The organism is Streptomyces sp. NPDC022552, from assembly GCF_055561875.1.
In genome coordinates, this window is record NZ_JBVHGJ010000002.1 from 749,389 (window position 1) to 773,743 (window position 24,355).

The following is a 24,355-nucleotide window of genomic DNA, read 5'->3' on the forward strand; positions in this document are numbered from 1 at the left end:
GTCGGAACAATCGCGGCGGCGGGGTCGGCGGAGCCGTAGGTGCGGTGGGTCGGGTCCGTCGTGGTCATGCCGCCTCCTCCTCGTCGCCCGTCAGCAGGTCGGCGATGTCCAGGACGTGATAGCCCCGCATCGACGGGAGGCAGCTGCCCGTCACCGGGGCGATCGCCGACCCCCACTCCTCCGGGATCGCCGAGACCCCCGAGGCCGCGCCCGCGAGCGCGCCCGCCACGGCCGCCGTCGTGTCGGCGTCGCGGCCCATGTTGACCGCCATCAGGACCGCCGTACGGAAGTCGCCGCGGGCCGCCGCGAAGGCGCCGAAGGCGAGGCCCACCGCCTCCGGGGCGAGGTCCGTCCACGGGTAGCCGCCGATGACCACCGCCGAGCGGACCGTACGCTCGCGCACCAGCGGATCCGGGTCCACCCGCTGCGCGGCCACCACCGCGCGGCGCATCGAGCGCGCCGTCCAGGAGTCCATCGGGACCACCGACAGGGCCGCCGCGATGACCGAGGTCACCGACGCGCCGCCCATCGCCGCCGCGACGCCCGCCGCGACCGCCTGGCCGCCGTAGATGCCCTCGCCGTCGTGGCTCACGGTGCCGTCGATGGCGACCAGCCGGGCCGCCTCCGCCGGGCGGCCCGCCGCGAAGACCCCGAAGGGCGCCGCCCGCATGGCCAGGCCGTCCGACCACGCGTGCCGGTGCTGCGCCGAGATGGGCGCCGCAAGGCCCCGCCGGAGGTTCTCCAGCGTGCCCCGCTCGCTGAAGCCCGCTCCGCGGAACGGGCCCTCGTCCAGGTCCGCGATCCAGTGGTGCCACGCCCGTTCCACGTGCTGGACGGTCAGCGCCGAGCCGTGCCGGGCGAGCAGCAGTCCCGAGAAGATCGCGTACTCGGTGTCGTCCGTGCCGGCCGGACGGTCCGTCACGAAGCCCTCGATCCGGCCCCAGCGGCGGCGGATCTCCGACGGGCGCATGTTCTCGGCGGGCGCGCCGAGCGCGTCACCGACCGCGAGGCCGAGCAGCGCGCCCCTGGCGCGCTCGCGCGTATCGCATGCCGTCGTTCCCGTCTCGCTCACCATCTGGCACCCCTTCTTCACGGTTCCTGGATCTGTGCCACGCCGGGGAGGAGATGACGTCGCAGAAACGTCTCTGTCACCCGGCTGACACCCCGCCAGAAGGGCAGGTCAGCCTTACTAAGTACGGCCTGCCTTGCTGGCGGACCCCTTACATCGGGCGTATTTTCGAGGGTGTTGGGGGCGGCGGGTGCAGCCCGGCCCGCCGGAGCGAACAGGGGAGAAGCATGTCCATCATCGAAGTCCAGGCACCACTGCACGAGGCCCACCGCGACAACCACACGCACCGCGACGTGAACGGCGGCTGGCTGCGCCCGGCGGTGTTCGGGGCGATGGACGGACTGGTCTCCAACCTGGCGCTGATGACCGGTGTCGCGGGCGGCGCGGTCTCGCAGCAGACCATCGTCATCACCGGCCTCGCGGGCCTCGCGGCGGGTGCCTTCTCCATGGCCGCCGGCGAATACACCTCCGTCGCCTCGCAGCGCGAACTCGTCCAGGCGGAACTGGACGTCGAGCGCCGCCAGTTGCGCAAGCACCCGATCGACGAGATGGAGGAGCTCGCCGCGCTGTACGTGTCCCGAGGCGTCGAGCCCGCACTCGCCCGTGAGGTGGCCATGCAGCTCTCCCGCGACCCGGAGCAGGCGCTGGAGATCCACGCCCGCGAGGAGCTGGGCATCGACCCCGACGACCTGCCGTCGCCGATGACCGCCGCCGTGTCGTCCTTCGCCTCGTTCGCGCTCGGCGCGCTGCTTCCCGTACTGCCGTATCTGCTCGGCGCGAGCGCGCTGTGGCCGGCCGTGCTGCTCGCGCTCCTCGGGCTCTTCGGCTGCGGTGCGCTCGTGGCCCGCGTGACGGCGCGCAGCTGGTGGTTCAGCGGACTGCGTCAGCTCGTGCTCGGTGGCGCGGCCGCGGCCCTCACGTACGGGCTCGGCATGCTCTTCGGCGCCGCACTCTGAGCCGGAGCGGCCCCGCCGCAGAGCCGAGGCGCGCCCGCGAGCCCCGCTCGCGGGCCCCGCGACCCACCCGCTCGCGTACCCGCACCGAAGGCCCTCGTCCTGCGACGAGGGCCTTCTGCGTGCATGCTTGCTGTGACGTATATCCCCTGGGCGGATCGGCCGCCCAGTGAGACACTATGCACAGCGCGACATATGTAGCCGTTACCCGGCGGTTTCGAATGCATGACCACCGGGCATGAGGCGTAAGCGCCGCGGGCAATGAGGCTCGCTCTGCGTCGGGTCGTCCGACCCCTTGAGATCCACCGAGATTCACCCCTGAGTTCCACCACTTCACGCGTGAACCACCATCACCGCTCCGTGTCAGCGGTGTCCGCATGTTGGAATGAGCTATCCGCTTCGCGAGAAGCCAGCCATCATGTAACCTGCACGAAATTTCGCGGAGGGCCAACGTCGTCCCTCGGCAGCTGCATATGCCACGACGACGACGGGAGAGCCGATGCGTTCCGACGCCTGGTCGCCCATGGACGGTCGCCCCGCTCCGGAGGGGATGTACGACCCCCGTAACGAACACGATGCCTGTGGTGTCGGGTTCGTGGCCACCCTGACCGGTGTTGCCAGCCACGCGCTGGTCGAGCAGGCGCTGACCGTACTGCGCAACCTCGAGCACCGCGGCGCCACCGGCTCCGAGCCCGACTCCGGAGACGGCGCCGGCATCCTGCTCCAGGTCCCGGACGCCTTCCTGCGCGAGGTCACCGACTTCGACCTTCCCGCCGCCGGCTCCTACGCCGTCGGTATCGCCTTCCTCCCTGCCGACGGCTCCGCACAGGCCGTCTCGCAGATCGAGACGATCGCGTCCGAGGAGGGTCTGAACGTCCTCGGCTGGCGTGAGGTCCCCGTCGCCCCCGAGCTCCTCGGCGCCTCCGCCCGCTCCACCATGCCGGTCTTCCGGCAGCTCTTCGTCGCCGACGGCACGAGCACGGACATCGCGCTCGACCGCAAGGCCTTCGTGCTGCGCAAGCGCGCCGAGCGTGAGGCCGGGACGTACTTCCCGTCGCTCTCCGCCCGCACGATCGTCTACAAGGGCATGCTGACCACCGGCCAGCTGGAGCCCTTCTTCCCGGACCTGTCGGACCGCCGCTGCGCCACCGCCGTGGCCCTGGTCCACTCCCGGTTCTCCACCAACACCTTCCCGAGCTGGCCGCTGGCCCACCCGTACCGCTTCGTCGCGCACAACGGTGAGATCAACACGGTCAAGGGCAACCGCAACTGGATGGTGGCCCGCGAGTCCCAGCTCGCCTCCGACCTCTTCGGCGAGGGCAAGCTCGACCGCATCTTCCCGGTCTGCACCCCGGACGCCTCCGACTCGGCCTCCTTCGACGAGGTCCTGGAGCTGCTCCACCTCGGTGGCCGTTCGCTGCCGCACTCGGTCCTGATGATGGTCCCCGAGGCGTGGGAGAACCACGACTCCATGGACCCGGCCCGGCGCGCCTTCTACCAGTACCACTCCACGATGATGGAGCCCTGGGACGGCCCGGCCTGTGTCACCTTCACCGACGGCGTCCAGGTCGGCGCGGTCCTCGACCGCAACGGTCTGCGCCCCGGCCGCTACTGGGTCACCGACGAGGGCCTCGTCGTCCTCTCCTCCGAGGTCGGCGTCCTCGACATCGACCCCGCCAAGGTCGTCCGCAAGGGCCGCCTCCAGCCCGGCAAGATGTTCCTCGTCGACACCGCCGAGCACCGGATCATCGAGGACGACGAGATCAAGGCCGGCCTCGCCGCCGAGAACCCGTACGCGGAGTGGCTGGAGACCGGCGAGATCACGCTCGAGGACCTCCCCGAGCGCGAGCACATCGTCCACACCCACGCCTCGGTCACCCGCCGCCAGCAGACCTTCGGCTACACCGAGGAAGAGCTGCGCATCATTCTCGCCCCGATGGCCCGCACCGGCGGCGAGCCCCTCGGCTCCATGGGCACGGACTCCCCGATCGCGGCCCTGTCCGAGCGCCCCCGGCTGCTCTTCGACTACTTCACCCAGCTCTTCGCGCAGGTCACCAACCCGCCGCTGGACGCCATCCGCGAGGAGCTCGTCACCTCGCTGCACTCCTCGCTGGGCCCGCAGGGCAACCTCCTGGAGCCCACCGCGGCCTCCTGCCGCAGCGTCACCCTGCCCTTCCCGGTGATCGACAACGACGAGCTGGCCAAGCTCATCCACATCAACGCCGACGGCGACATGCCCGGCATGAAGGCCGCGACCCTGTCCGGCCTGTACCGGGTCTCCGGCGGCGGCGACGCGCTCGCCGCCCGCATCGAGGAGATCTGCGCCGAGGTCGACGCGGCGATCGAGGGCGGCGCCCACCTGCTCGTCCTCTCCGACCGGCACTCCGACGCCGAGCACGCGCCGATCCCGTCGCTGCTGCTCACCGCAGCCGTCCACCACCACCTCATCCGTACCAAGCAGCGCACCCAGGTTGGTCTGCTGGTCGAGGCCGGAGACGTCCGCGAGGTCCACCACGTGGCCCTCCTCATCGGCTACGGCGCCGCCGCCGTCAACCCGTACCTGGCGATGGAGTCGGTCGAGGACCTGGTCCGCGCCGGCACCTTCATCGAGGGCCTGGAGCCCGAGCAGGCCATCCGGAACCTGATCTACGCCCTCGGCAAGGGCGTCCTCAAGGTCATGTCCAAGATGGGCATCTCGACCGTCGCCTCCTACCGCGGCGCCCAGGTCTTCGAGGCCGTCGGCCTCGACACCGCCTTCGTCGAGAAGTACTTCAACGGCACGGCCACCAAGATCGGCGGCGCCGGCCTCGACGTCGTCGCCAAGGAGGTCGCAGCCCGCCACGCCAAGGCGTACCCCGCCTCCGGCGTCCCCTCCGCGCACCGCGCGCTGGAGATCGGCGGCGAGTACCAGTGGCGCCGCGAGGGCGAGCCGCACCTGTTCGACCCGGAGACCGTCTTCCGGCTCCAGCACGCCACGCGCAACAAGCGGTACGACATCTTCAAGAAGTACACGGACCGGGTGAACGAGCAGTCCGAGCGCCTGATGACGCTCCGCGGCCTGTTCGGCTTCACCTCGGACCGCGAGCCCATCTCGATCGACGAGGTCGAGTCGGTCTCCGAGATCGTCAAGCGGTTCTCGACCGGCGCCATGTCGTACGGCTCCATCTCCCGCGAGGCGCACGAGACCCTCGCCATCGCCATGAACCAGCTGGGCGGCAAGTCCAACACCGGTGAGGGCGGCGAGGACCCGGAGCGCCTGTACGACCCGGCGCGCCGCTCCTCCATCAAGCAGGTCGCCTCCGGCCGCTTCGGTGTGACGAGCGAGTACCTGGTCAACGCGGACGACATCCAGATCAAGATGGCCCAGGGCGCCAAGCCCGGCGAGGGCGGCCAGCTGCCCGGCCACAAGGTCTACCCGTGGGTCGCCAAGACCCGGCACTCCACCCCGGGTGTCGGTCTGATCTCCCCGCCGCCGCACCACGACATCTACTCCATCGAGGACCTGGCTCAGCTGATCCACGACCTCAAGAACGCCAACCCGGCCGCGCGCATCCACGTGAAGCTGGTGTCGGAGGTCGGCGTCGGCACGGTCGCCGCCGGTGTCTCCAAGGCGCACGCGGACGTCGTCCTCATCTCCGGCCACGACGGCGGTACGGGCGCCTCGCCGCTCACCTCGCTGAAGCACGCGGGCGGTCCCTGGGAGCTCGGCCTCGCCGAGACCCAGCAGACGCTGCTGCTCAACGGTCTGCGCGACCGGATCGTCGTCCAGACCGACGGCCAGCTGAAGACCGGCCGTGACGTCGTCATCGCCGCGCTGCTCGGCGCCGAGGAGTTCGGTTTCGCGACCGCGCCGCTCGTCGTCTCCGGCTGCGTCATGATGCGCGTCTGCCACCTGGACACCTGCCCGGTCGGCATCGCCACGCAGAACCCGGTCCTGCGTGACCGCTTCTCCGGCAAGGCCGAGTTCGTCGTCAACTTCTTCGAGTTCATCGCCGAGGAGGTCCGCGAGATCCTCGCCGAGCTGGGCTTCCGTACGCTCGAAGAGGCCGTCGGCCACGCCGAGCTGCTCGACACCAGCCGCGCCGTGACGCACTGGAAGGCGCAGGGTCTGGACCTGGCCCCGCTCTTCCACGTGCCCGAGCTGCCCGAGGGTGCGGTCCGCCACGCCCTGATCGAGCAGGACCACGGTCTGGAGAAGGCCCTCGACAACGAGCTCATCGAGCTCGCCGCCGAGGCGCTCGGCGCGGCGACGGCCGAGGAGGCCCAGCCGGTCCGGGCCCAGGTCGCGATCCGCAACATCAACCGCACGGTCGGCACCATGCTCGGCCACGAGGTGACGAAGAAGTTCGGCGGCGCGGGTCTGCCCGCCGACACCATCGACATCACCTTCACCGGCTCCGCCGGCCAGTCGTTCGGCGCCTTCCTGCCGGCCGGTGTCACGCTCCGCCTGGAGGGCGACGCCAACGACTACGTCGGCAAGGGCCTCTCCGGCGGCCGCGTCGTGGTCCGCCCGGACCGTGGCGCCGACCACCTGGCCGAGTACTCGACGATCGCCGGCAACACCATCGCGTACGGCGCGACCGGCGGCGAGCTCTTCCTGCGTGGCCGTACCGGTGAGCGCTTCTGCGTCCGCAACTCCGGCGCGCTGGTGGTCTCGGAGGGCGTGGGCGACCACGGCTGCGAGTACATGACCGGCGGCAGCGCGGTCGTCCTCGGCGAGACGGGCCGCAACTTCGCGGCCGGCATGTCGGGCGGCGTCGCGTACGTCGTCGACCTCGACCGGGACAACGTCAACTCGGGCAACCTGTCCGCCGTCGAGACGCTGACGGACTCCGACAAGCAGTGGCTGCACGACGTCGTGCGCCGCCACCACGAGGAGACCGGCTCGACGGTCGCGGAGAAGCTCCTTGCCGACTGGCCCGCGAACGCGGAGCGCTTCAGCAAGATCATCCCGTCCACGTACAAGGCAGTGCTCGCCGCCAAGGACGCCGCTGAGCTCGCCGGTCTCTCCGAGGCCGAGACCACCGAGAAGATGATGGAGGCGGCGACCAATGGCTGACCCCAAGGGCTTCCTGACCACCGGGCGCGAAGTCGCCAAGACCCGTCCGGTGGGCGAGCGCGTCAAGGACTTCAACGAGGTCTACGTGCCCGGCTCCCTGCTGCCGATCATCAGCAAGCAGGCCGGCCGCTGCATGGACTGCGGCATCCCGTTCTGCCACAACGGCTGCCCGCTCGGGAACCTGATCCCCGAGTGGAACGACTACGCCTACCGCGAGGACTGGTCGCAGGCGTCCGAGCGGCTGCACGCCACCAACAACTTCCCGGAGTTCACCGGCCGTCTGTGCCCGGCTCCGTGCGAGGCCGCGTGTGTGCTCGGCATCAACCAGCCGGCCGTCACCATCAAGAACGTCGAAGTCTCGATCATCGACAAGGCGTGGGACGCCAACGACGTCAAGCCGCAGGCGCCCGAGCGCCTGTCCGGCAAGACCGTCGCCGTGGTCGGCTCGGGCCCGGCGGGTCTCGCCGCCGCCCAGCAGCTGACGCGGGCCGGTCACACGGTCGCCGTCTTCGAGCGCGCCGACCGGATCGGCGGACTGCTGCGGTACGGCATCCCCGAGTTCAAGATGGAGAAGCGGCACATCAACCGCCGCATCGAGCAGATGCGCGCGGAGGGCACCAAGTTCCGTACGGGTGTCGAGATCGGCCGCGACATCACGGCGACCGACCTGCGTAAGCGGTACGACGCCGTGGTCATCGCCGCGGGCGCCACGACCGCCCGTGACCTGCCCGTCCCGGGCCGGGAGCTGTCCGGCATCCACCAGGCGATGGAGTACCTGCCGCTCGCCAACAAGGTCGTCGAGGGTGACTTCGTCACCGCGCCGATCACGGCCGAGGGCAAGCACGTGGTCGTCATCGGCGGCGGCGACACGGGCGCGGACTGCGTGGGCACCGCCCACCGCCAGGGCGCGGCCTCGGTCACGCAGCTGGAGATCATGCCGCGTCCGGGCGAGGAGCGGGCGGCCGGCCAGCCGTGGCCGACGTTCCCGATGCTGTACAAGGTCACCTCGGCGCACGAGGAGGGCGGCGAGCGGGTCTACTCCGTCTCCACCACCCACTTCGAGGGCGACGAGGACGGCAACGTCCAGTTCCTGCACCTGGTCGAGGTCGAGTTCGTCGAGGGCAAGCTGACGCAGAAGCCGGGTACGGAGCGGAAGATCCCGGCGCAGCTGGTCACGCTCGCGATGGGCTTCACGGGCACGGACGTCGAGAACGGCTTGGTCGGGCAGTTTGGTCTAGACCTCGATGAGCGGGGTAACATCGCCCGTGACGCGGACTTCGCCACCAACGTCGGTGGTGTGTTCGTGGCCGGTGACGCCGGCCGCGGCCAGTCGCTGATCGTCTGGGCGATCGCCGAGGGCCGTTCGGCCGCCCGCGGAGTCGACCGCTTCCTGACGGGCGCGAGCGACCTCCCGGCCCCGATCCGCCCGACGGACCGAGCCCTGACGGTCTGACCGTCCCGTCCCCAAGACGTCCCGTACAACGACGTACGGAACTGAGCGCGGCGCCCCCCGAATGTCCCCGACCGGACGACTGGGAGGGCGCCGCGGTGCGCTTCCGCGCGGGGCGCCTCGCCGGGGCGGGTGACGGTCCGGCTGGTAGCCCGAGCCCGTCATCTCGGCCAGCTCCGCCCTCTCGGCGTCGGTGTACGGCAGGCCCTCCGCATCGGCCGGCCGGGGACGCGCCCAGGCCGCCTCGACCATCCGCTCGTACCGTCGGGCCCGCTCCGGCCGCACTCCCGGCACCCGTCCATGGGCCGTCCCGCACACCGGCCACGCCTCGTCCGCCGGCCACAGCAGCGGCCCGCCCACCGAACTGTCCGCCGTCGTCGGCGTGCCCCGGCGCGGGTGCAGCCGGGTCGCCGTCCGCGCGTACGCGGCCAGATCGGGGAAGGGGATCGTGATGTCCAGCGGACGGTACGGCGTGCTCGGTCTCACCCGCACAGGCTAGCGAGCCAGCCCGCCGCGCCCGCCAGGGCCGCGTCCGCCTCGGGCAGTACGCCGCGCGCCCCCAGGAAGCCGTGGAAGACCCCGGTGTGCAGCCGCACCTCGGCGCGGACGCCCGCCGAGGAGAGCCGGCGGGCGTAGGCCAGGCCCTCGTCCCGGAGCGGGTCGCAGTCGGCGAGGACCACGAGGGCCGGGGGGAGGCCGGTGAGGTCGGCGGCCAGACCGGGGGAGGCGGCGACCGGGTCGCCGGCCGGGCCGACGTACTGCTCCCAGTACCAGCGCATATGGGCCGTGGTGTGGAAGAAGCCCTCGGCGTACGCCTCCGCCGAGACGGAGTCGAGCCGGTGGTCGAGGGCCGGGTAGAACAGCAGCACGCCCGCGACCGAGGGGCCGCCCGCGTCCCGGGCGCGCAGGGCCGCTCCCGCCGCGAGATTGCCGCCGCTGGAGTCGCCCGCCAGGATCAGCGGGCCTCCGTACCGGGCGGCGGCCCACTGCAGGACCGCGTACACATCGTCCTCGGCGGCCGGGAAACGGTCTTCGGGTGCGCGTCGGTAGTCCACGGAGGCCACCGAGACCCCTGCCCGGACAGCCAGTTCACGGCAGAGGCCGTCGTGGGTGTCCAGGTCGCACAGGACCCAGCCGCCGCCGTGGGCGAAGACGACGACGGGCCGGGGGCCAGGGGCCGCGGGGTCGAGCGCGACACCCGTACCCGGCCCGGAGCCCGTGCCCGGGGCGTAGAGCCGTACCCGTACGCCGTTCGCCGTCGTCTCGTGCGGCGGCGGGACGTCCCGTACGCCCGCCCGTGCCGCCGCCCGCAGCGCCGCCGGCGATCCCGGGCCCGGGAATTTCGCCGACATCGCCTCGCAGAGCGCCCTGGCCGCCGGTGTCAGTGGATCCGTCATCCGGCCGTCAGCCCCCCGTCCACCGTGAACTCCGCCCCCGTCACATAGGAGGAGGCGTCCGAGACCAGGAAGGCGATCAGACCGCCGACCTCCTCCGCGCGGCCCATCCGGCCGAGCGGCACGTGCGACCAGTCCTTGCCGGCCACCGCCGCCGTCATCGGTGTGTCGACGGCCCCCGGGTGCACCGAGTTGACGCGTATCCCGTACCGCGCCAGGTCGAGCGCCGAGGAGCGGGTCAGTCCGCGCAGTCCGAACTTGCTGGAGCCGTAGGCCGCGTGTCCGGGGACGCCCACCAGACCGGCCGTCGACGACACGTTGACGATCGATCCCCCGCCCGCCTCGCGCAGCGCCGGAACGACCGCCCGGATGCCGAGGAACGGCCCCAACAGGTTGACCCTGAGGAGGAGTTCGAAACCCTCGTACGTCTCCGACTCCACCGGGGCCGTCCGCCACAGAGCCGCGTTGTTGACCAGCGCGTCGATCCGCCCGTACGCGCCGACGGCGGCCGAGGCGACCTCCCGCCAGTCCTCCGCCGAGGTCACGTCGTGGCGCACGAAGAGGCCCGCGTCGCCGAGCTCCGCCGCGACCGCCCGGCCCTCCGCCTCCCGTACGTCCGTACCGACGACCCGCGCACCCGACGCCGCCAGGAGCCGGGCCTCCGCCGCGCCCTGGCCGCGCGCCGCGCCCGTGACGATCACGACCTTGCCGGAGAGGGAGGTCACGAGGCCTCCCCCGAGCGCGCGCGGAAGTGCGGGATGACCCGCTCGCCCCACTGCCGGATGGTCTCCATGCAGACGTCCTGAGGAACCGTGCCCATCTGGATCAGGCACATCACCTCGTCGACGCCGATCTCGCGCAGCCGCTCGACGTAGGCGATGGCGGTGTCGGCGTCCCCGTAGGCGTGGTCGGTGTTGTACGGGCCGGTGTCGACCGGGCGGGCCGGGACGTTCGCCTCGTGGAGCCGGGCGACCAGCTCCTCGCGGCGACGCGCGAGCGCGGCCGTGTGGTCCTCGTCCTCGGCGTAGCCCGTGGGGGCCGGGGCGCTGCCGTACCAGTGGGCGATCGACTCGGCGAAGAACCGCTGGCCGCGTGTGCCCAGGCGCAGCGCGCGCTCCGCGTCGTCCAGGACGATCGTGGGGCAGAGCGCCGAGAAGTGGTCGTTGACCTCGGTGGAGACGAGCCGCGAGCCGTCGCGTACAGCGATGGCGTCGTCGTAGACCTTCCGCATCGCGCGGACGTCGTCGGCGCCCGCGAACCCCAGCACCAGCGCGCCGATGCCGAGTTCGGCGGCGAGCTTGAGGGTGTCGTGCTTCGAGCAGGCCATGAAGAGCGGCGGGTGCGGGGCCTGCACGGGGCGCGGGAGGACGGCGCCGGGGCCGATGTCGAGGGAGCCGTGCCACTCGAACCGCTCCTCGCGCCAGGCGTGCGAGAAGATCCGCATGGCCTCCTCCATCTGCGGATACGTGTCTTCCTGGCGCACTCCGTACATGCGCATCTCCTGGCGGGTCGCGCCCCGGCCGGCGCCGATGTCCACCCGGCCGCCGCTGAGGACGTCGAGCATGGCGGCGCGCTCGGCCACCCGTACCGGGTGCTGGTAGCCGAAGGGCATGGTGACGACGCCGTGGCCGATCCGGATGCGCTCGGTGCGGGCGGCGACCCAGGACAGGAAGATCTCGGACGCGCTCATGTGCGCGTACTGGGTGAGGGAGTGGTGCTCGACGGCCCAGACGCGGTCGAAGCCCATCCGCTCGGCGTGGACGGCCTGTTCGACGCAGTCGTGGATGACCTGGCGCTCACGTTCGGGGGTCGGGTCGGCGAGCTGGGCCTCGAAGATCATGGAGAACTTCACGATGAACTCCTCTATTTCGAATAGAAATACTTCTAGCAGTCATAGGTGAGGGGCGGAAGGGAGTCGTAGACTTCGGTCCGTGGCGGACAAGACGACGGCGGGGCGGGGCGGAGAGCCGGAGATTCCCGGGTTTCCCGCGACCAGTTGGGCGGTGCTCGGACTGCTCTCCTTCGGCCGGGAGCTGTCCGGCTACGACCTCAAGAAGTGGGCAGACCAGTCACTGCGCTTCTTCTACTGGAGCCCGTCGTTCAGCCAGATCTACAGCGAGCTGAAGCGCCTGGAGCAGGCCGGATTCGCCACCTCGCGGACCGTCGCCCAGGAGACGGGGAGCCGTGACAAGCGGGTCTACCGGATCACGGACGAGGGGATGGCGGCCGTCCGCACGTGGGCTCGCACCGCGCCCGTCGATCCGCCGGTGCTCAAGCACGGACCGATGCTCAGGCTCTGGCTCGGCCATCTCCTCGAACCCGAGCAGATGCGCGAAGTCCTCGCCCGTCACCGTGAGTTCGCCGAGACCATGCGGCTGCGCGCGGAGGCCGACGTGGAGGGGGCGAAGGCAGAGGAGGCGTGGGCGTACCCCCTGCTCACGCTCACCTGGGCCGAGCGCTACTACGCCGCCGAGCGCGATCTGGCGGACGCCATGCTGGACGACATCGAGAACCTGGAGAAGTCCCGCGCGGCCGGGGGCGAACGCCCACGCGGCGCCACACCGCATTCTCCCCCTACCGACGGAGGGCTTTGATGACGACCGAGATCGAGCAGTGGTGGGCCGAGGGCGAGCAGATCACGCTCACCGTCGGCGGGGTTCCCCGCGAGGTGTTCGTCCGCCGGACCGGCAGCGGACCCGTGATGACCCTCCTCCACGGGTTCCCCAGTTCGTCGCACGACTGGGCGCGGGCGGCACCCGCGCTCGCCGCCCACCACACCCTCCTCATACCGGACTTCCTCGGTTTCGGCGCGAGCGAGAAGCCGGCCGGCCACACCTACTCGATCCATGAACAGGCCGACCTGGTGTCCGCGTTGTGGCAGCACGAGGCGGTGCTCTCGACGCATCTCGTGGCCCACGACTACGGGACCACGGTGGCGCAGGAGCTCCTCGCCCGCCGCGCCGAGGGAGCGTCGAAGAGCGAGATCACGAGCCTGACCCTGCTGAACGGCGGCATCTACCCCGAACTCCACCGGCCGGAGCCGGCCCAGTCCGCGCTGCTCGACCCCGAGCTCGGCCCCCGGCTCAGCGCGGCGCTGAACGCCGAACTCCTGGCCGGCGCCCTCGCGCCGACCTTCCCCGAGAGCCACGACGCGAGCGCCGACGCGGCCGAGATGTGGAAGGGCCTCAGCCGCGGCGACGGACACCTGAACGCCCATCGGCTGATCCGCTACATCGACGACCGGGCCACCCACCGCGACCGCTGGGTGGGGGCCATGGAGACCGGCGACCTGCCCACGGCATTCGTCTGGGGCCTGCTCGACCCCGTCTCGGGCGCCCACATCGCCGAGCGGATCGCCGAACGCATGCCGGACGCGACGCTCCACGCCCTGCCGGACGTCGGCCACTGGCCCCCGCTGGAGGCGCCGCAACGCGTCGCCTCCCTGATCCTCGCCGCGGTGGGGAGCGCGTGACGACCGCCCGCGGAGCAGGTGAAGCGCCCCACGGCTGATCCCGTACGCTCGGGAGTCCATGCGGGAGGGAGCCGCGCGGCAGTGCTCCGCGCGGCCCGGGGGAGGGGAGCCGTCCGTGGCACTGAGTCTGCGCAAGGTCGAGGAGACCGCACCGGCGCTGGTGAGTCTCTACAAGTCGGCAGGCGTCTCCCTGCGCAAGCACGGCATGGAGGGGCAGCGCGTCGCCGTCTACCTCGTGCTCGACTACTCGGGCTCGATGAAGCCGTACTACAAGGACGGCAGCGTCCAGGCGCTGGCCGACCGGGTGCTGGGCCTGTCGGCCAACCTGGACGACGACGGCCGGGTGCCCGTGGTCTTCTTCTCCACCGACATCGACGCCGAGACCGACATCGAACTCGCCGGCCACCAGGGGCGGATCGACCGGATCGTCGCCGGCCTCGGTCACATGGGCAAGACCAGCTACCACCTGGCGATGGACGCGGTCATCGACCACTACCTCGACAGCGGCGCCACCGCGCCCGCGCTCGTGGTCTTCCAGACCGACGGCGGGCCGATCAACAAGCTCGCCGCCGAGCGGTATCTGTGCAAGGCGGCGATGCTGCCGCTCTTCTGGCAGTTCATCGGCTTCGGCGACCCGGGCAGCCGGCAGTTCGAATTCCTCCGCAAGCTGGACGAGTTGGCGGTTCCTGACAAGCGGCCCGTCGACAACGCCGGGTTCTTCCACGCGGGCATGGATCCGCGCAGGGTTCCGGACGCCGAGCTGTACGACCGGCTCGTCTCCGAGTTCCCCACCTGGCTCGCCGCCGCCCGGGCCCGTGCCATCGTCCGGCCGTGAGCCGCCGCTTCCTCGGCGGTAGCGGGAAAACCCGCTGGCCCGAGGCCAGTTGACCAGGTGATAGTGGCAGCATGGCATCTCTTGTGCGACACGTGACGTTCGACTGCTCCGACGCGTACGGTCTGGCGGCCTTCTGGGCCGAGGTCCTGGACGGGAAGGTGTCCGAGGAGGATGTCCCCGGCGACCCCGAGGCGCTGGTCCACTCCACGGGGGCGGACCTGCTCTTCATCCAGGTACCCGAGGGGAAGGCGGTCAAGAACCGGGTCCATCTGGACCTGCGGCCTCAGGACCGCAGCCGGGACGAGGAGGTCGAGCGGCTGCTCGCTCTGGGCGCCACGATGGTCGATGACCACCGGAACGCGGACGGTACGGGCTGGGCCACGATGGCCGACCCCGAGGGCAACGAGTTCTGCGTGGAGCGGTCGGCCGCCGAGCGCGCGGAGTAATCCAGACAGAGGATGTCGGGAATCCGGTGTTTCCTGGAGCCATGGGAGACACCGGAACCGGAACCACCTGGGCGGCCTTCGCGGCCGCCGAGCCCACGTTCGCGACGACCGTGCGCGAGCGCTTCGGGCAGTACACCCACCACTCGCTCGCCACCGTGCGCAAGGACGGCTCACCGCGGCTCAGCGGCATCGAGGCCGACTTCCGCTGGGACGAGCTGTGGCTCGGCATGATGCCGAACTCCCGCAAGGCGCTCGACCTGCGCCGCGACGGCCGCTTCGCGCTCCTCGCCAACCCCGGCGCGGGGACGGACATGGGCGGCGGCGACGTCCGGATCTCGGGCCGCGCCGTCGAGATCACCGACGCGGGAGCGCTGGAGCGGTACGCGGAGGCGGTGGGCATGCCGCTGCCGTTCCATGTCTTCCGCGTGGAGCTGACGGAGGTGGTCCGCACCTTCGTCGAAGGCGACGACCTGGTCGTCCGCACCTGGTCACCGGCGCGGAAGATGCGGACGATCCGGCGCCGTACGGACGACAGCCCGCCGCGCGAGGAGTCATGAGCCGTCGTACGCGTCGAGGACACGGGCCCGGCACCAGGACGGCGTGCCCCAGGCGTCCCGGAGGGGACGGGCCTTGCGGAGCCAGAGCGAGAGGTCCAGCTCCTCGGTGTAGCCGATGGCGCCATGGATCTGGAGGGCCGTGCGGGCGGCGGTGTACGCGGCCTCGCCGGCCGTGACCTTGGCAGCCGCGAGATCGGTGCTCGCGAACGTGAGCGCCGCTCCGAAGACGAGGGGGCGGGCGAACTCGAGCGCGATCAGGGTGTCGGCCAACCGGTGCTTGACCGCCTGGAAGGAGCCGATCGCCGTACCGAACTGCCGGCGCTGCTGGGCGTACGCGACGGTCCGGTCGAGCAGGGTGAGCCCGACGCCCAGCGCCTGGGCGGCGGTCGCGAGCATGGCCCACTCCCCGGCCCGCGCGACGCCCGCCGTCACGCCGGGCCCGGCGGCGAGGAACTCCCCGCCCGGCGCGGGCCGCGCGAACCGGCGTGCGGGATCGGCGGAGATCCGTACGTCCTCGTACCCGCGGGCGATCCGCAGCTCGTCCCCCCGGACGACGAGCACGAGGTCGGCGCTGTCCGCGTCCAGGGCGGCGCCCCGGGGCGGGGCGGGAGGCACGCCCGTCGCCAGCGTCGCGATCGTCCAGCCCGTGGAGATCCCCGGGAGCAGCCGCTTCGCGGGGCCGTCGTCGCCCTGCCGCGCCAGCTCCGTGAGCAGCGCCGTGGCCGCGACCGTCTCGACTGCCGGGCCCGGCACCCCATGGCGGCCCAACTCCACGAAAGCCGTGACCAGTTCGACCGGCAGCGGGCCCACGCCCTCGTACGGCTCCGGCACCGCGAGCGCGAAGACACCTGCCTCCGCGAGACGGGACCACAGGGCGCGGCCCGGGGACGGATCGCCCGCCGCCCAGGCCCGTATCGCCGTCGGCGTCCCCGCCGCCGTCAGCATCGCGTCCAGCGAGCGCGCGAAGTCGCGCTGCTCGTCCGTCGCCAGGAATCGCATCAGCGCCGCCCCTTCGGCAGGCCGAGCAGCCGCTCGGCGATGATGTCGCGCTGGATCTCGTTCGTGCCGGCGTAGATCGGGCCCGCGAGGGAGAAGACGTACCCCTCGCCCCACGCGCCGTCCGCCGACTCCGTCTCGTCGCCCAGCAGATCGAGCGCCGTCTCGTGCAGCGCGATGTCGTACTCCGACCAGAAGACCTTGTTCAGGCTCGACTCCGCCCCCTTAGTCGCCCCCGCGGCGAGGCGCGCGGCGGCGCCCGCCGTGAAGAGCTGGTACGCCCGCGCCCCGATCACCGCGTCCGCGACCCGGTCGCGCACCCCCCGGTCCTCGCCGCCCGCGCGCCACAGCCGCACGAGCCGGTCGGCGGCGGCGAGGAAGCGGCCGGGGGAGCGGAGCATCAGACCGCGCTCGTTGCCGGTCGTGGACATCGCGATCCGCCAGCCCTGACCGGGCTCCCCGATCACGTCCCCGTCCGGTACGAAGACCTGGTCGAGGAAGAGCTCGGCGAACGCCGGCTTCCCGTCGAGGCGCCCGATGGGCCGGACGGTCACCCCCGGCGCGCGCAGGTCGAACATCAGATACGTCAGCCCCCGGTGCGGCCGGGCGGGGTCCGTCCGCGGGTCGGTGCGGAAGATGCCGAAGGCACGGTCCGCGAAGGCCGCCCGCGACGACCAGGTCTTCTGCCCCGACAGCAGCCAGCCGCCCTCCGTCCGTACCGCCCGCGAGGTCAGTGAGGCGAGGTCGGAGCCGGACTCCGGCTCCGACCAGGCCTGCGCCCAGACGACCTCCCCGGTCGCCATCGACGGCAGCACCCGGGCCCGCTGCTCCTCCGTGGCGTGGTCGAAGAGGGTCGGGGCGAGGAGGTTGATGCCGTTCTGCGAGACCCGGCCGGGCGCCCCCGCCGCGTAGTACTCCTCCTCGAAGACCAGCCACCGGAAGATGTCGGCGTCCCGGCCGCCGTACCGCTCGGGCCAGGACACGACCGACCAGCGGCCGGCGGCCAGCACCGCCTCCCAGGCGCGGTGCGCGGCGAAGCCCTCCCTGGTCTCCAGGGACGGCAGCGGCTCGGCGGGGACATGGGCCCGCAGCCACTCCCGGGCCTCCACGCGGAAGGCGTCCTCCTCGGCGCTGCACGACGGGTCCATCGGGGCTCCTTCCCTAACAAGTGTTTGGTAGGTTAACGTACGGCCATGAGCAGCGCCATGAGCAGCGCCGAGGAGTTCCGCGCCGAGATACGCGCCTGGCTGCGGGCCCACCTCGTCGGGGAGTTCGCCGGCCTCAAGGGTCTCGGCGGACCCGGCCGCGAACACGAGGCGTTCGCCGAACGCCTCGCCTGGGAACGCCACTTGGCCGCCCACGGTTGGACCTGCGTCGGCTGGCCGACGGAGTACGGCGGGCGCGGCGCGAGCATCGAGGAGCAGATCGCGTTCCACGAGGAGTACGCCCTCGCCGACGCCCCCGCCCGGGTCAACCACATCGGCGAACAGCTCCTCGGCCCCACCCTCATCGACCACGGCACCGAGGAGCAGAAGGCCCGCTTCCTGCCCCCGATCCGCGCCGTCGAGGAGCTCTGGTGCCAGGGCTACAGCGAGCCGGGAGCCGGCTCCGACCTCGCCGCCGTCCGCACCCGCGCCGTGCGCGAGGGCGACGAGTGGGTGGTGACCGGCCAGAAGATCTGGACCTCGCTCGCCCACGAGTCCCAGTGGTGCTTCGTCGTCGCCCGCACCGAGCCCGGCTCCCGGCGCCACGCCGGACTCTCGTACCTGCTCGTCCCCCTGGACCGGCCGGGTGTCGAGATCCGGCCGATCGTCCAGCTCACCGGCACCAGCGAGTTCAACGAGGTCTTCTTCGACGGGGCCAGGACCGCCGCCGCGAACGTCGTCGGCGCGCCCGGCGACGGCTGGCGCATCGCCATGGCCACCCTCGGCTACGAACGCGGCGTCTCCACCCTCGGCCAGCAGGTCGGCTTCCGCCGCGAGCTGGAAGGTCTCATCGCGCTCGCCCGACGCAACGGCGCCCTCGCCGACCCGCTGATCCGCGACCGCCTCACCCGGGCCTGGACCGGACTCCGGGCCATGCGCGCGAGCGCCCTGCGCGGCACCGACCCCTCCATGGCCAAGCTCTCCTGGTCGCACTGGCACCGCGACCTCGGCGAGCTGGCCATGGACATCTGCGGCGCCGCCTCCACGGTCGTCGCCGCCGAACCGTACGAACTCGACGCATGGCAGCGGCTGTTCCTCTTCTCCCGCGCCGACACCATCTACGCCGGATCGAGCGAGATCCAGCGCAACCTCATCGCCGAGCGGGTGCTCGGCCTCCCCAAGGAGCCGCGCCCATGACCCCACCCGGCGCCCCGCCCCCGTACGTCCCCGGGCACGGCCTCCTGACCGGCCGTACCGCCGTCATCACCGCCGCCGCCGGAGCGGGTATCGGCGGAGCCACCGCCCGCCGCTTCCTGGAGGAGGGCGCCAGGGTCCTCATCAGCGACGCCCACGCCCGCCGCCTCAAGGAGACCGAGGCCGCCCTCGCCGCCGAGTTCGGCACGGACAAGGTCGACGCGCTCCCCTGTGACGTCACCGACGAGACCCAGGTCCAGGCCCTCCTCGACACCGCCGTACGGCTCCACGGCCGCCTCGACGCCGTCGTCAACAACGCAGGGCTCGGCGGCACCGCCGCGCTCGTCGACATGACCGACGCCCAGTGGAGCCGCGTCCTCGACGTCACCCTGAACGGCACCTTCCGCTGCACCCGCGCCGCACTGCGCCACTTCGAGGCAGCCGAGCACGGCGGCGTGATCGTCAACAACGCCTCCGTCGTCGGCTGGCGCGCCCAGGCGGGCCAGGCCCACTACGCCGCGGCCAAGGCCGGCGTCATGGCCCTCACCCGCTGCGCCGCCGTCGAGGCCGCGGCGTACGGCGTGCGTGTCAACGCCGTCTCCCCGTCCCTCGCCATGCACCCGCACCTGGTCAAGGTCACCTCCGCCGAGCTGCTCGACCGGCTCATCGAACGCGAGGCGTTCGCGCGGTACGCCGAGCCCTGGGAGGTCGCCAACGTCATCGTCTTCCTCACCAGCGACTACTCCTCCTACATGACCGGCGAGACCGTCTCGGTCAGCAGCCAGCACGCGTAGGACCAGAATGGACGTGTGCCGAAGACCGTCAGCAGCAACAGCAAGAAGAAGCCCCCCGTGAGCGCCTCGCCCGAGCGCCGCCGGGAACTCCTGGACACCGCGGCCGAGGTGTTCGCCGCCCAGGGGTACAACGCCACGACCGTACGGAAGATCGCCGACGCCGCCGGGATGCTCGCCGGCAGCCTCTACTACCACTTCGATTCCAAGGAATCGATGCTCGACGAGATCCTCTCCACCTTCCTGACCGAGCTGTGGGAGGGGTACGACGCCGTCCTCGCCGCCGGACTCGGCCCCAGGGAGACCATCGAGGCCCTCGTCACCGAGTCCTTCCGGGAGATCGACCGGCACCGCGCCGCCGTCGCGATCTACCAGAAGGAGTCCAGGCACCTCACCGACCAGCCCCGCTTCCACTACCTCTCGGACTCGCAGCAGAAGTTCGAGAAGGCGTGGCTGGGCACGCTGGAGCGCGGGGTCGAGGCCGGGACCTTCCGCGCCGACCTCGACATCCGGCTCACCTACCGGTTCGTGCGCGACACCGTCTGGGTCGCCGCGTCCTGGTACCGCCCGGGCGGACAGCACAGCCCGGACGAGATCGCCCGCCAGTACCTGTCGATGGTCCTGGACGGGATCGCCGTACGTCCCTAGACGTCTGGAGGAGTTGTCATGGCCGAGGCCTACATCGTCGAAGCGGTCCGCACCCCGGTGGGCCGCCGCAAGGGAGGCCTGGCCTCCGCCCACCCGGCGGACCTCGGCGCGCACGTCCTGAAGGCCCTCGTCGCCCGCTCCGGCGTCGACCCCTCCGCCGTCGAGGACGTGGTCTTCGGCTGCCTCGACACGGTGGGCCCGCAGGCCGGTGACATCGCCCGTACGGCATGGCTGGCGGCCGGCCTCCCCGAGGAGGTCCCCGGCGTCACGATCGACCGCCAGTGCGGCTCCTCCCAGCAGGCCGTGCACTTCGCGGCGCAGGGCGTCCTGTCCGGCACCCAGGACCTGGTCGTCGCCGGCGGCACCCAGAACATGTCGATGATCCCGATCGCCTTCGCCTCCCGGCAGGCCGCCGAACCCCTCGGCCTGACCGACGGCCCCTACGCCGGCTCCGAGGGCTGGCGGGCCCGGTACGGCGACGCGCCCGTCAACCAGTTCCACGGCGCCGAGCTGATCGCGAAGAAGTGGGGAATCACCCGCCGTGACCAGGAGGAATTCGCCCTCCGCTCCCACCGGCGGGCGCTGCGCGCGATCGACGCGGGCCGCTTCGCGCGGGAGACCGTCCCCTACGGGGACGTGACCGTGGACGAGGGCCCGCGCCGGGACACCACCCTGGAGAAGATGGCCGGGCTGAAGCCGGTCGTGGAGGGCGGCACCATCACGGCGGCCTGCTCCTCCCAGGTCTCCGACGGCGCCGCGGCGATGCTCCTGGCGAGCGAGCGGGCCGTACGGGAACACGGCCTCACGCCGCGCGCCCGCGTCCACCACCTCTCGGTGCGGGGCGAGGACCCGATCCGGATGCTCTCCGCCCCGATACCGGCCACCGCCCACGCCCTGAAGAAGGCCGGCATGACCATCGACGACATGGACCTCGTCGAGATCAACGAGGCCTTCGCCCCGGTCGTCCTCGCCTGGCTGAAGGAGACGGGCGCCGACCCGGAGCGGGTCAACGTCAACGGCGGCGCGATCGCCCTCGGCCACCCCCTGGGCGCGACGGGCGTGAAGCTGATGACGACCCTCCTCCACGAACTGGAACGAACGGGCGGCCGCTTCGGCCTCCAGACGATGTGCGAGGGCGGGGGCCAGGCCAACGTGACGATCATCGAGCGGCTCTGAGGGCCGACACGTCCCGTCCGGCCGGAGGCCGGCGCAGGCGCCCGAAGCCCGTGAGGCCCCCAGGGGCCGATCGGTGCGAGGGGGGCCGGTGAGAGGGAGGGGTCGATGTGCGAGGGCGGGGGCCAGGCCAACGTGACGATCATCGAGCGGCTCTGATCTTCGTACTGTTCCCGGTGTGATGCTCGTCGCCGTCCCGCCCTCCGGGTGGGGCGGCGTGCTAAGGTTTCACTGTTGCTAGTTGGTACCCATGAACTTTATGTGCGCCTGACGGGAATGTTCCTCAGGCGCAATTTTGTTTTCCGGACTCTCCGGGATGGGACCCTTACCTATTCAGGAGATAATTGTGGCTACCGGAACCGTGAAGTGGTTCAACGCCGAAAAGGGCTTCGGCTTCATCGAGCAGGACGGCGGCGGCGCCGACGTCTTCGCCCACTACTCCAACATCGCGACCTCCGGCTTCCGTGAGCTGCAGGAAGGCCAGAAGGTCACCTTCGACGTCACGCAGGGCCAGAAGGGCCCGCAGGCGGAGAACATCCTCCCGGCCTAATTGCCGGACGCGTTTTCTCGCAGCCGGGACCCGCACCGCGCAGGTGCGGGTCCCGGCTTGTGCTGTGCTCAGGCCAGGAAGGCATTTCCCATGACTCGATCCGAAAGGCGGCCCCGCAGGGCCGCGGAATCCCGCTCCGGAAACCCGTCCGGAAATACCCGCCGTGGCTCCGCCGCCGCCACCCCCAAGGGCAAGGCCAAGGGTGCCGGCCGTGGCCGTGGACCGGCCTCGCCTCCGCCGCCGCGTGAGTTCACCCTGCCCGAGACGCTGACGCCCGCGCTCCCCTCAGTCGAATCCTTCGACGCCCTCGACATGCCCGCGGCCCTGGTCAAGACGCTGGGCGCCCAGGGCGTGACCGAGCCGTTCCCGATCCAGGGCGCCACCCTGCCGAACTCGCTCGCCGGCCGGGACATCCTCGGCCGCGGCCGCACCGGCTCCGGTAAGACCCTCGCCTTCGGCCTCGCGCTCCTCGCCCGCACCGCGGGCCGCCGCGCCGAGCCCAAGGCCCCGCTGGCCCTGGTCCTGGTGCCCACGCGCGAGCTCGCCCAGCAGGTCACCGACGCCCTCGCCCCGTACGCCACCTCGGTGCAGCTGCGGCTCGCCACCGTCGTCGGCGGTCTGTCGATCACCAAGCAGGCCAACTCCCTGCGCCGTGGCGCCGAAGTCGTCATCGCCACGCCCGGCCGCCTGAAGGACCTCATCGAGCGGGGCGACTGCCGGCTCGACCAGGTCGCGATCACGGTCCTCGACGAGGCCGACCAGATGGCCGACATGGGCTTCATGCCGCAGGTCACCGCGCTGCTCAAGCAGGTCGAGCCCAACGGCCAGCGGATGCTCTTCTCGGCCACGCTCGACCAGAACATCGACCGGCTCGTGAAGATGTTCCTCGACGACCCGGTCGTGCACTCCGTCGACCCGTCCGCCGGCGCCGTCACGACGATGGAGCACCACCTGCTCTACATCGCCGACGAGACCGACAAGAAGGCCGTCACGCTGAAGATCGCCGCCCGCGACGGACGCACGATCCTCTTCCTGGACACCAAGCGTGCCGTGGACCGGCTGGTCAAGCGGCTGCTCGCCAGCGGCGTACGGGCCTCCGGCCTGCACGGCGGCCGCTCGCAGCCGCAGCGCAACCGCACCCTGGACCAGTTCAAGACAGGCCAGGTCACCGCGCTCGTGGCGACCAACGTGGCGGCCCGTGGCATCCACGTCGACGACCTCGACCTGGTCGTGAACGTCGACCCGCCGATCGACCACAAGGACTACCTGCACCGAGGCGGCCGCACCGCCCGGGCCGGCGAGTCCGGCAGCGTGGTCACCCTCGTCCTGCCCGAGCAGAAGCGCGACATGGGCCGGCTGATGTCGAACGCCGGCATCAGCCCGCGTACGGCGCAGATCAAGTCCAGCGACGAGGAGCTGACCCGTCTCACCGGCGCCCGTGAGCCCTCCGGCGTCCCGGTCGTCATCGAGGTCCCGCAGCCGACGCAGCCCGCGCAGCCCCGCACCGGCGGCCAGCGCTCGCGCCGCGGCGGTGGCGGTGGCGGCGCCGGCCGTTCCCGCTCGGGCGCCAACGCCCGTACGGGTTCGGCTGGTTCGCGCACCGGAGCGGGTACGGGCGGTGCGCGGACGGGCGCGGGTGGCGCGTCCACCCGCACCCGCAGCGGTGGTGGCACCGGCGGCGGTCGTGGCGGCCGCCGTGGCGGCGGCGCGTCCGCCTAGTCGACGAGGCGGTCCTGGAGCTTCGCCAGCGTGCTCAGCTCCAGGCCGAGGCCGTGGGTGAGGTAGCGGAAGAGGCTGCCGTACCCCGCCTCGACCTCGTCGAGCGCGGTCCTCAGGTACTCGGTCCGCACCTCCTGGAGAGGGATGATCAGATCCGGGTTCTGCATGAGCCCGCCCTGCTTCAGCCCCTCCCGCACCTTGGCGTCGTACGCGGCCCGGAAGGTGTTCGAGGCCAGGTAGTCGCCGGAGGCCGTCGTCTCCGGCACGCCCAGGGCCGTCAGGAGCAGGTAACTCGTCCAGCCCGTACGGTCCTTGCCCGAGGTGCAGTGGTACAGCGACGGTGTGGAGCCGAGGCCGGCCAGCTCGCGTAGCGTGAGGCCGAGCTGGGCGCGGTTCGCCGCGCTCGTCACGAAGGTGCGGTACACCTCCCGCATGAAGGCGGCCGCCCGGCCGCCGCCGAGCAGCTCCTCCTGCCGTACCGGGTCACGGGAGCCGATCGCCGCGAGCAGCTGTCCGAAGAGGCCGTTGTCGGTGACCGGCCGTGACACCGCGACGAGCCCGGCCGGGAGCCGGTCGGCGCCGTCGTACTGGACCTCCAGCGGGATCCGGAAGTCGACGACCCGCCCCAGACGCAGCCCGGCGAGCGTCGTCACATCGGCGTCGGTCAGCTTGCTCAGCGCGTCGGCGCGGTAGACCAGGCCGTGCCGGACCCGGTCGCCCGTGTATGTCAGGTAGCCGCCCAGGTCACGTACGTTGACCGCGCCCTGGAGCGGGATGTGGCGGACGGCCGCGGCGCGGGGACGGCTCCGGGGCGCCGCGACGGCCGGGGCGGTGACCGCCGTGAACGCGGCGGCGGTGGCGGTGCTCAGCAGTGCGCGTCTCGACAGTGGCATGACGGAACTCC

The 24,355-nt window shown here is 71.9% G+C and carries 21 protein-coding genes; 14 read left to right on the forward strand and 7 right to left on the reverse strand.

What is annotated here, in order from left to right:
* Positions 1 to 64 precede the first annotated feature (64 nt).
* Positions 65 to 1,075: an ADP-ribosylglycohydrolase family protein gene (locus tag ACZ3OF_RS08320; protein WP_361669371.1), complete on the reverse strand. Its 1,011-nt coding sequence runs from the start codon at positions 1,073 to 1,075 to the stop codon at positions 65 to 67.
* 221 nt (positions 1,076 to 1,296) lie between these two features.
* Here ACZ3OF_RS08320 and ACZ3OF_RS08325 point away from each other — a divergent pair, with 221 nt between their 5' ends.
* The 3 genes from ACZ3OF_RS08325 to ACZ3OF_RS08335 all read left to right on the forward strand — a co-directional run bounded on the left by ACZ3OF_RS08325 (position 1,297) and on the right by ACZ3OF_RS08335 (position 8,534).
* Complete coding sequence (locus ACZ3OF_RS08325) at positions 1,297 to 2,025, forward strand: VIT1/CCC1 transporter family protein (protein WP_361669368.1); 729 nt, start codon at positions 1,297 to 1,299, stop codon at positions 2,023 to 2,025.
* A 496-nt stretch (positions 2,026 to 2,521) separates the two neighbouring features.
* Positions 2,522 to 7,081 carry a glutamate synthase large subunit gene (gene gltB, locus ACZ3OF_RS08330; RefSeq protein WP_467303494.1) on the forward strand — a complete coding sequence of 1,520 codons (4,560 nt, stop codon included), beginning with the start codon at positions 2,522 to 2,524 and terminating at the stop codon, positions 7,079 to 7,081.
* The gene (locus tag ACZ3OF_RS08335; RefSeq protein WP_361669363.1) at positions 7,074 to 8,534 is read left to right on the forward strand and encodes a glutamate synthase subunit beta; all 1,461 of its coding nucleotides are present in this window, start codon (positions 7,074 to 7,076) and stop codon (positions 8,532 to 8,534) included. Before gltB ends, ACZ3OF_RS08335 begins: the two co-directional genes overlap by 8 nt.
* A gap of 479 nt (positions 8,535 to 9,013) precedes the next feature.
* On the opposite strand, the gene ACZ3OF_RS08340 is transcribed toward ACZ3OF_RS08335, so the two are convergent.
* The 3 genes from ACZ3OF_RS08340 to ACZ3OF_RS08350 are packed head-to-tail and all read right to left on the reverse strand — an operon-like array spanning position 9,014 to position 11,777.
* Positions 9,014 to 9,928, reverse strand: coding sequence for an alpha/beta hydrolase (locus tag ACZ3OF_RS08340; protein ID WP_467303496.1), 915 nt, complete (start codon positions 9,926 to 9,928; stop codon positions 9,014 to 9,016).
* Positions 9,925 to 10,650 (reverse strand): SDR family NAD(P)-dependent oxidoreductase, encoded by a 726-nt coding sequence (locus ACZ3OF_RS08345; protein ID WP_467303498.1) that lies wholly within the window; start codon positions 10,648 to 10,650, stop codon positions 9,925 to 9,927. The genes ACZ3OF_RS08340 and ACZ3OF_RS08345 overlap by 4 nt, the downstream gene beginning before the upstream one ends.
* Positions 10,647 to 11,777, reverse strand: coding sequence for an LLM class flavin-dependent oxidoreductase (locus ACZ3OF_RS08350; RefSeq protein ID WP_361669355.1), 1,131 nt, complete (start codon positions 11,775 to 11,777; stop codon positions 10,647 to 10,649). The genes ACZ3OF_RS08345 and ACZ3OF_RS08350 overlap by 4 nt, the downstream gene beginning before the upstream one ends.
* Positions 11,778 to 11,856: 79 nt before the next feature.
* Between ACZ3OF_RS08350 and ACZ3OF_RS08355 the strand changes: the two genes are divergently transcribed.
* The 5 genes from ACZ3OF_RS08355 (at position 11,857) to ACZ3OF_RS08375 (ending at position 15,235) form a co-directional block, all read left to right on the forward strand.
* Positions 11,857 to 12,519, forward strand: coding sequence for a PadR family transcriptional regulator (locus ACZ3OF_RS08355; RefSeq protein WP_361669352.1), 663 nt, complete (start codon positions 11,857 to 11,859; stop codon positions 12,517 to 12,519).
* Positions 12,519 to 13,397: an alpha/beta fold hydrolase gene (locus ACZ3OF_RS08360; RefSeq protein WP_361669350.1), complete on the forward strand. Its 879-nt coding sequence runs from the start codon at positions 12,519 to 12,521 to the stop codon at positions 13,395 to 13,397. Before ACZ3OF_RS08355 ends, ACZ3OF_RS08360 begins: the two co-directional genes overlap by 1 nt.
* A 115-nt stretch (positions 13,398 to 13,512) precedes the next feature.
* On the forward strand, positions 13,513 to 14,232 hold the full coding sequence (locus tag ACZ3OF_RS08365) for a VWA domain-containing protein (RefSeq protein ID WP_361669347.1): 720 nt from the start codon (positions 13,513 to 13,515) through the stop codon (positions 14,230 to 14,232).
* 71 nt (positions 14,233 to 14,303) lie between these two features.
* Positions 14,304 to 14,678: a VOC family protein gene (locus ACZ3OF_RS08370; protein WP_361669345.1), complete on the forward strand. Its 375-nt coding sequence runs from the start codon at positions 14,304 to 14,306 to the stop codon at positions 14,676 to 14,678.
* A 41-nt stretch (positions 14,679 to 14,719) separates the two neighbouring features.
* Entirely contained in the window at positions 14,720 to 15,235 is a 516-nt protein-coding gene (locus tag ACZ3OF_RS08375; protein WP_361669342.1) for a pyridoxamine 5'-phosphate oxidase family protein, read from the forward strand.
* On the opposite strand, the gene ACZ3OF_RS08380 is transcribed toward ACZ3OF_RS08375, so the two are convergent.
* Both ACZ3OF_RS08380 and ACZ3OF_RS08385 read right to left on the reverse strand, forming a co-directional pair.
* Positions 15,230 to 16,234 carry an acyl-CoA dehydrogenase family protein gene (locus tag ACZ3OF_RS08380; protein ID WP_361669340.1) on the reverse strand — a complete coding sequence of 335 codons (1,005 nt, stop codon included), beginning with the start codon at positions 16,232 to 16,234 and terminating at the stop codon, positions 15,230 to 15,232. The two genes, ACZ3OF_RS08375 and ACZ3OF_RS08380, sit on opposite strands and share 6 nt — an antisense overlap.
* The gene (locus tag ACZ3OF_RS08385) at positions 16,234 to 17,379 is read right to left on the reverse strand and encodes an acyl-CoA dehydrogenase family protein (protein ID WP_361669337.1); all 1,146 of its coding nucleotides are present in this window, start codon (positions 17,377 to 17,379) and stop codon (positions 16,234 to 16,236) included. Before ACZ3OF_RS08385 ends, ACZ3OF_RS08380 begins: the two co-directional genes overlap by 1 nt.
* A 57-nt stretch (positions 17,380 to 17,436) precedes the next feature.
* Here ACZ3OF_RS08385 and ACZ3OF_RS08390 point away from each other — a divergent pair, with 57 nt between their 5' ends.
* The 6 genes from ACZ3OF_RS08390 (at position 17,437) to ACZ3OF_RS08415 (ending at position 23,451) form a co-directional block, all read left to right on the forward strand.
* The gene (locus ACZ3OF_RS08390) at positions 17,437 to 18,573 is read left to right on the forward strand and encodes an acyl-CoA dehydrogenase family protein (RefSeq protein ID WP_467303835.1); all 1,137 of its coding nucleotides are present in this window, start codon (positions 17,437 to 17,439) and stop codon (positions 18,571 to 18,573) included.
* Positions 18,570 to 19,364, forward strand: a complete 795-nt coding sequence (locus ACZ3OF_RS08395; protein WP_467303503.1) for an SDR family oxidoreductase — start codon at positions 18,570 to 18,572, stop codon at positions 19,362 to 19,364. Before ACZ3OF_RS08390 ends, ACZ3OF_RS08395 begins: the two co-directional genes overlap by 4 nt.
* Before the next feature lie 15 nt (positions 19,365 to 19,379).
* A complete protein-coding gene (locus ACZ3OF_RS08400; protein WP_352186378.1) occupies positions 19,380 to 20,009 on the forward strand; it encodes a TetR/AcrR family transcriptional regulator in 630 nt (209 codons plus the stop codon).
* 18 nt (positions 20,010 to 20,027) lie between these two features.
* Positions 20,028 to 21,185 carry an acetyl-CoA C-acetyltransferase gene (locus tag ACZ3OF_RS08405; protein ID WP_361669328.1) on the forward strand — a complete coding sequence of 386 codons (1,158 nt, stop codon included), beginning with the start codon at positions 20,028 to 20,030 and terminating at the stop codon, positions 21,183 to 21,185.
* Positions 21,186 to 21,528: 343 nt separating this feature from the next.
* Complete coding sequence (locus ACZ3OF_RS08410; RefSeq protein WP_290114082.1) at positions 21,529 to 21,732, forward strand: cold-shock protein; 204 nt, start codon at positions 21,529 to 21,531, stop codon at positions 21,730 to 21,732.
* 90 nt (positions 21,733 to 21,822) lie between these two features.
* The gene (locus ACZ3OF_RS08415; RefSeq protein ID WP_361669325.1) at positions 21,823 to 23,451 is read left to right on the forward strand and encodes a DEAD/DEAH box helicase; all 1,629 of its coding nucleotides are present in this window, start codon (positions 21,823 to 21,825) and stop codon (positions 23,449 to 23,451) included.
* Here ACZ3OF_RS08415 and ACZ3OF_RS08420 read toward each other — a convergent pair.
* The gene (locus ACZ3OF_RS08420) at positions 23,448 to 24,344 is read right to left on the reverse strand and encodes a tyrosine-protein phosphatase (RefSeq protein ID WP_361669322.1); all 897 of its coding nucleotides are present in this window, start codon (positions 24,342 to 24,344) and stop codon (positions 23,448 to 23,450) included. The genes ACZ3OF_RS08415 and ACZ3OF_RS08420 overlap by 4 nt on opposite strands.
* Between the last annotated feature and the right edge of the window lie 11 nt (positions 24,345 to 24,355).

Excerpts from the sequence above, each read along its gene's own strand:
- ACZ3OF_RS08320 (WP_361669371.1), bottom strand. The coding sequence starts at position 1,075 with ATGGTGAGCGAGACGGGAACGACGGCATGCGATACGCGCGAGCGCGCC.
- ACZ3OF_RS08325 (WP_361669368.1), top strand. The coding sequence starts at position 1,297 with ATGTCCATCATCGAAGTCCAGGCACCACTGCACGAGGCCCACCGCGAC.
- gltB (WP_467303494.1), top strand. The coding sequence starts at position 2,522 with ATGCGTTCCGACGCCTGGTCGCCCATGGACGGTCGCCCCGCTCCGGAG.
- ACZ3OF_RS08335 (WP_361669363.1), top strand. The coding sequence starts at position 7,074 with ATGGCTGACCCCAAGGGCTTCCTGACCACCGGGCGCGAAGTCGCCAAG.
- ACZ3OF_RS08340 (WP_467303496.1), bottom strand. The coding sequence starts at position 9,928 with ATGACGGATCCACTGACACCGGCGGCCAGGGCGCTCTGCGAGGCGATG.
- ACZ3OF_RS08360 (WP_361669350.1), top strand. The coding sequence starts at position 12,519 with ATGACGACCGAGATCGAGCAGTGGTGGGCCGAGGGCGAGCAGATCACG.
- ACZ3OF_RS08370 (WP_361669345.1), top strand. The coding sequence starts at position 14,304 with ATGGCATCTCTTGTGCGACACGTGACGTTCGACTGCTCCGACGCGTAC.
- ACZ3OF_RS08375 (WP_361669342.1), top strand. The coding sequence starts at position 14,720 with ATGGGAGACACCGGAACCGGAACCACCTGGGCGGCCTTCGCGGCCGCC.
- ACZ3OF_RS08380 (WP_361669340.1), bottom strand. The coding sequence starts at position 16,234 with ATGCGATTCCTGGCGACGGACGAGCAGCGCGACTTCGCGCGCTCGCTG.
- ACZ3OF_RS08385 (WP_361669337.1), bottom strand. The coding sequence starts at position 17,379 with ATGGACCCGTCGTGCAGCGCCGAGGAGGACGCCTTCCGCGTGGAGGCC.
- ACZ3OF_RS08390 (WP_467303835.1), top strand. The coding sequence starts at position 17,437 with ATGAGCAGCGCCGAGGAGTTCCGCGCCGAGATACGCGCCTGGCTGCGG.
- ACZ3OF_RS08395 (WP_467303503.1), top strand. The coding sequence starts at position 18,570 with ATGACCCCACCCGGCGCCCCGCCCCCGTACGTCCCCGGGCACGGCCTC.
- ACZ3OF_RS08405 (WP_361669328.1), top strand. The coding sequence starts at position 20,028 with ATGGCCGAGGCCTACATCGTCGAAGCGGTCCGCACCCCGGTGGGCCGC.
- ACZ3OF_RS08415 (WP_361669325.1), top strand. The coding sequence starts at position 21,823 with ATGACTCGATCCGAAAGGCGGCCCCGCAGGGCCGCGGAATCCCGCTCC.
- ACZ3OF_RS08420 (WP_361669322.1), bottom strand. The coding sequence starts at position 24,344 with ATGCCACTGTCGAGACGCGCACTGCTGAGCACCGCCACCGCCGCCGCG.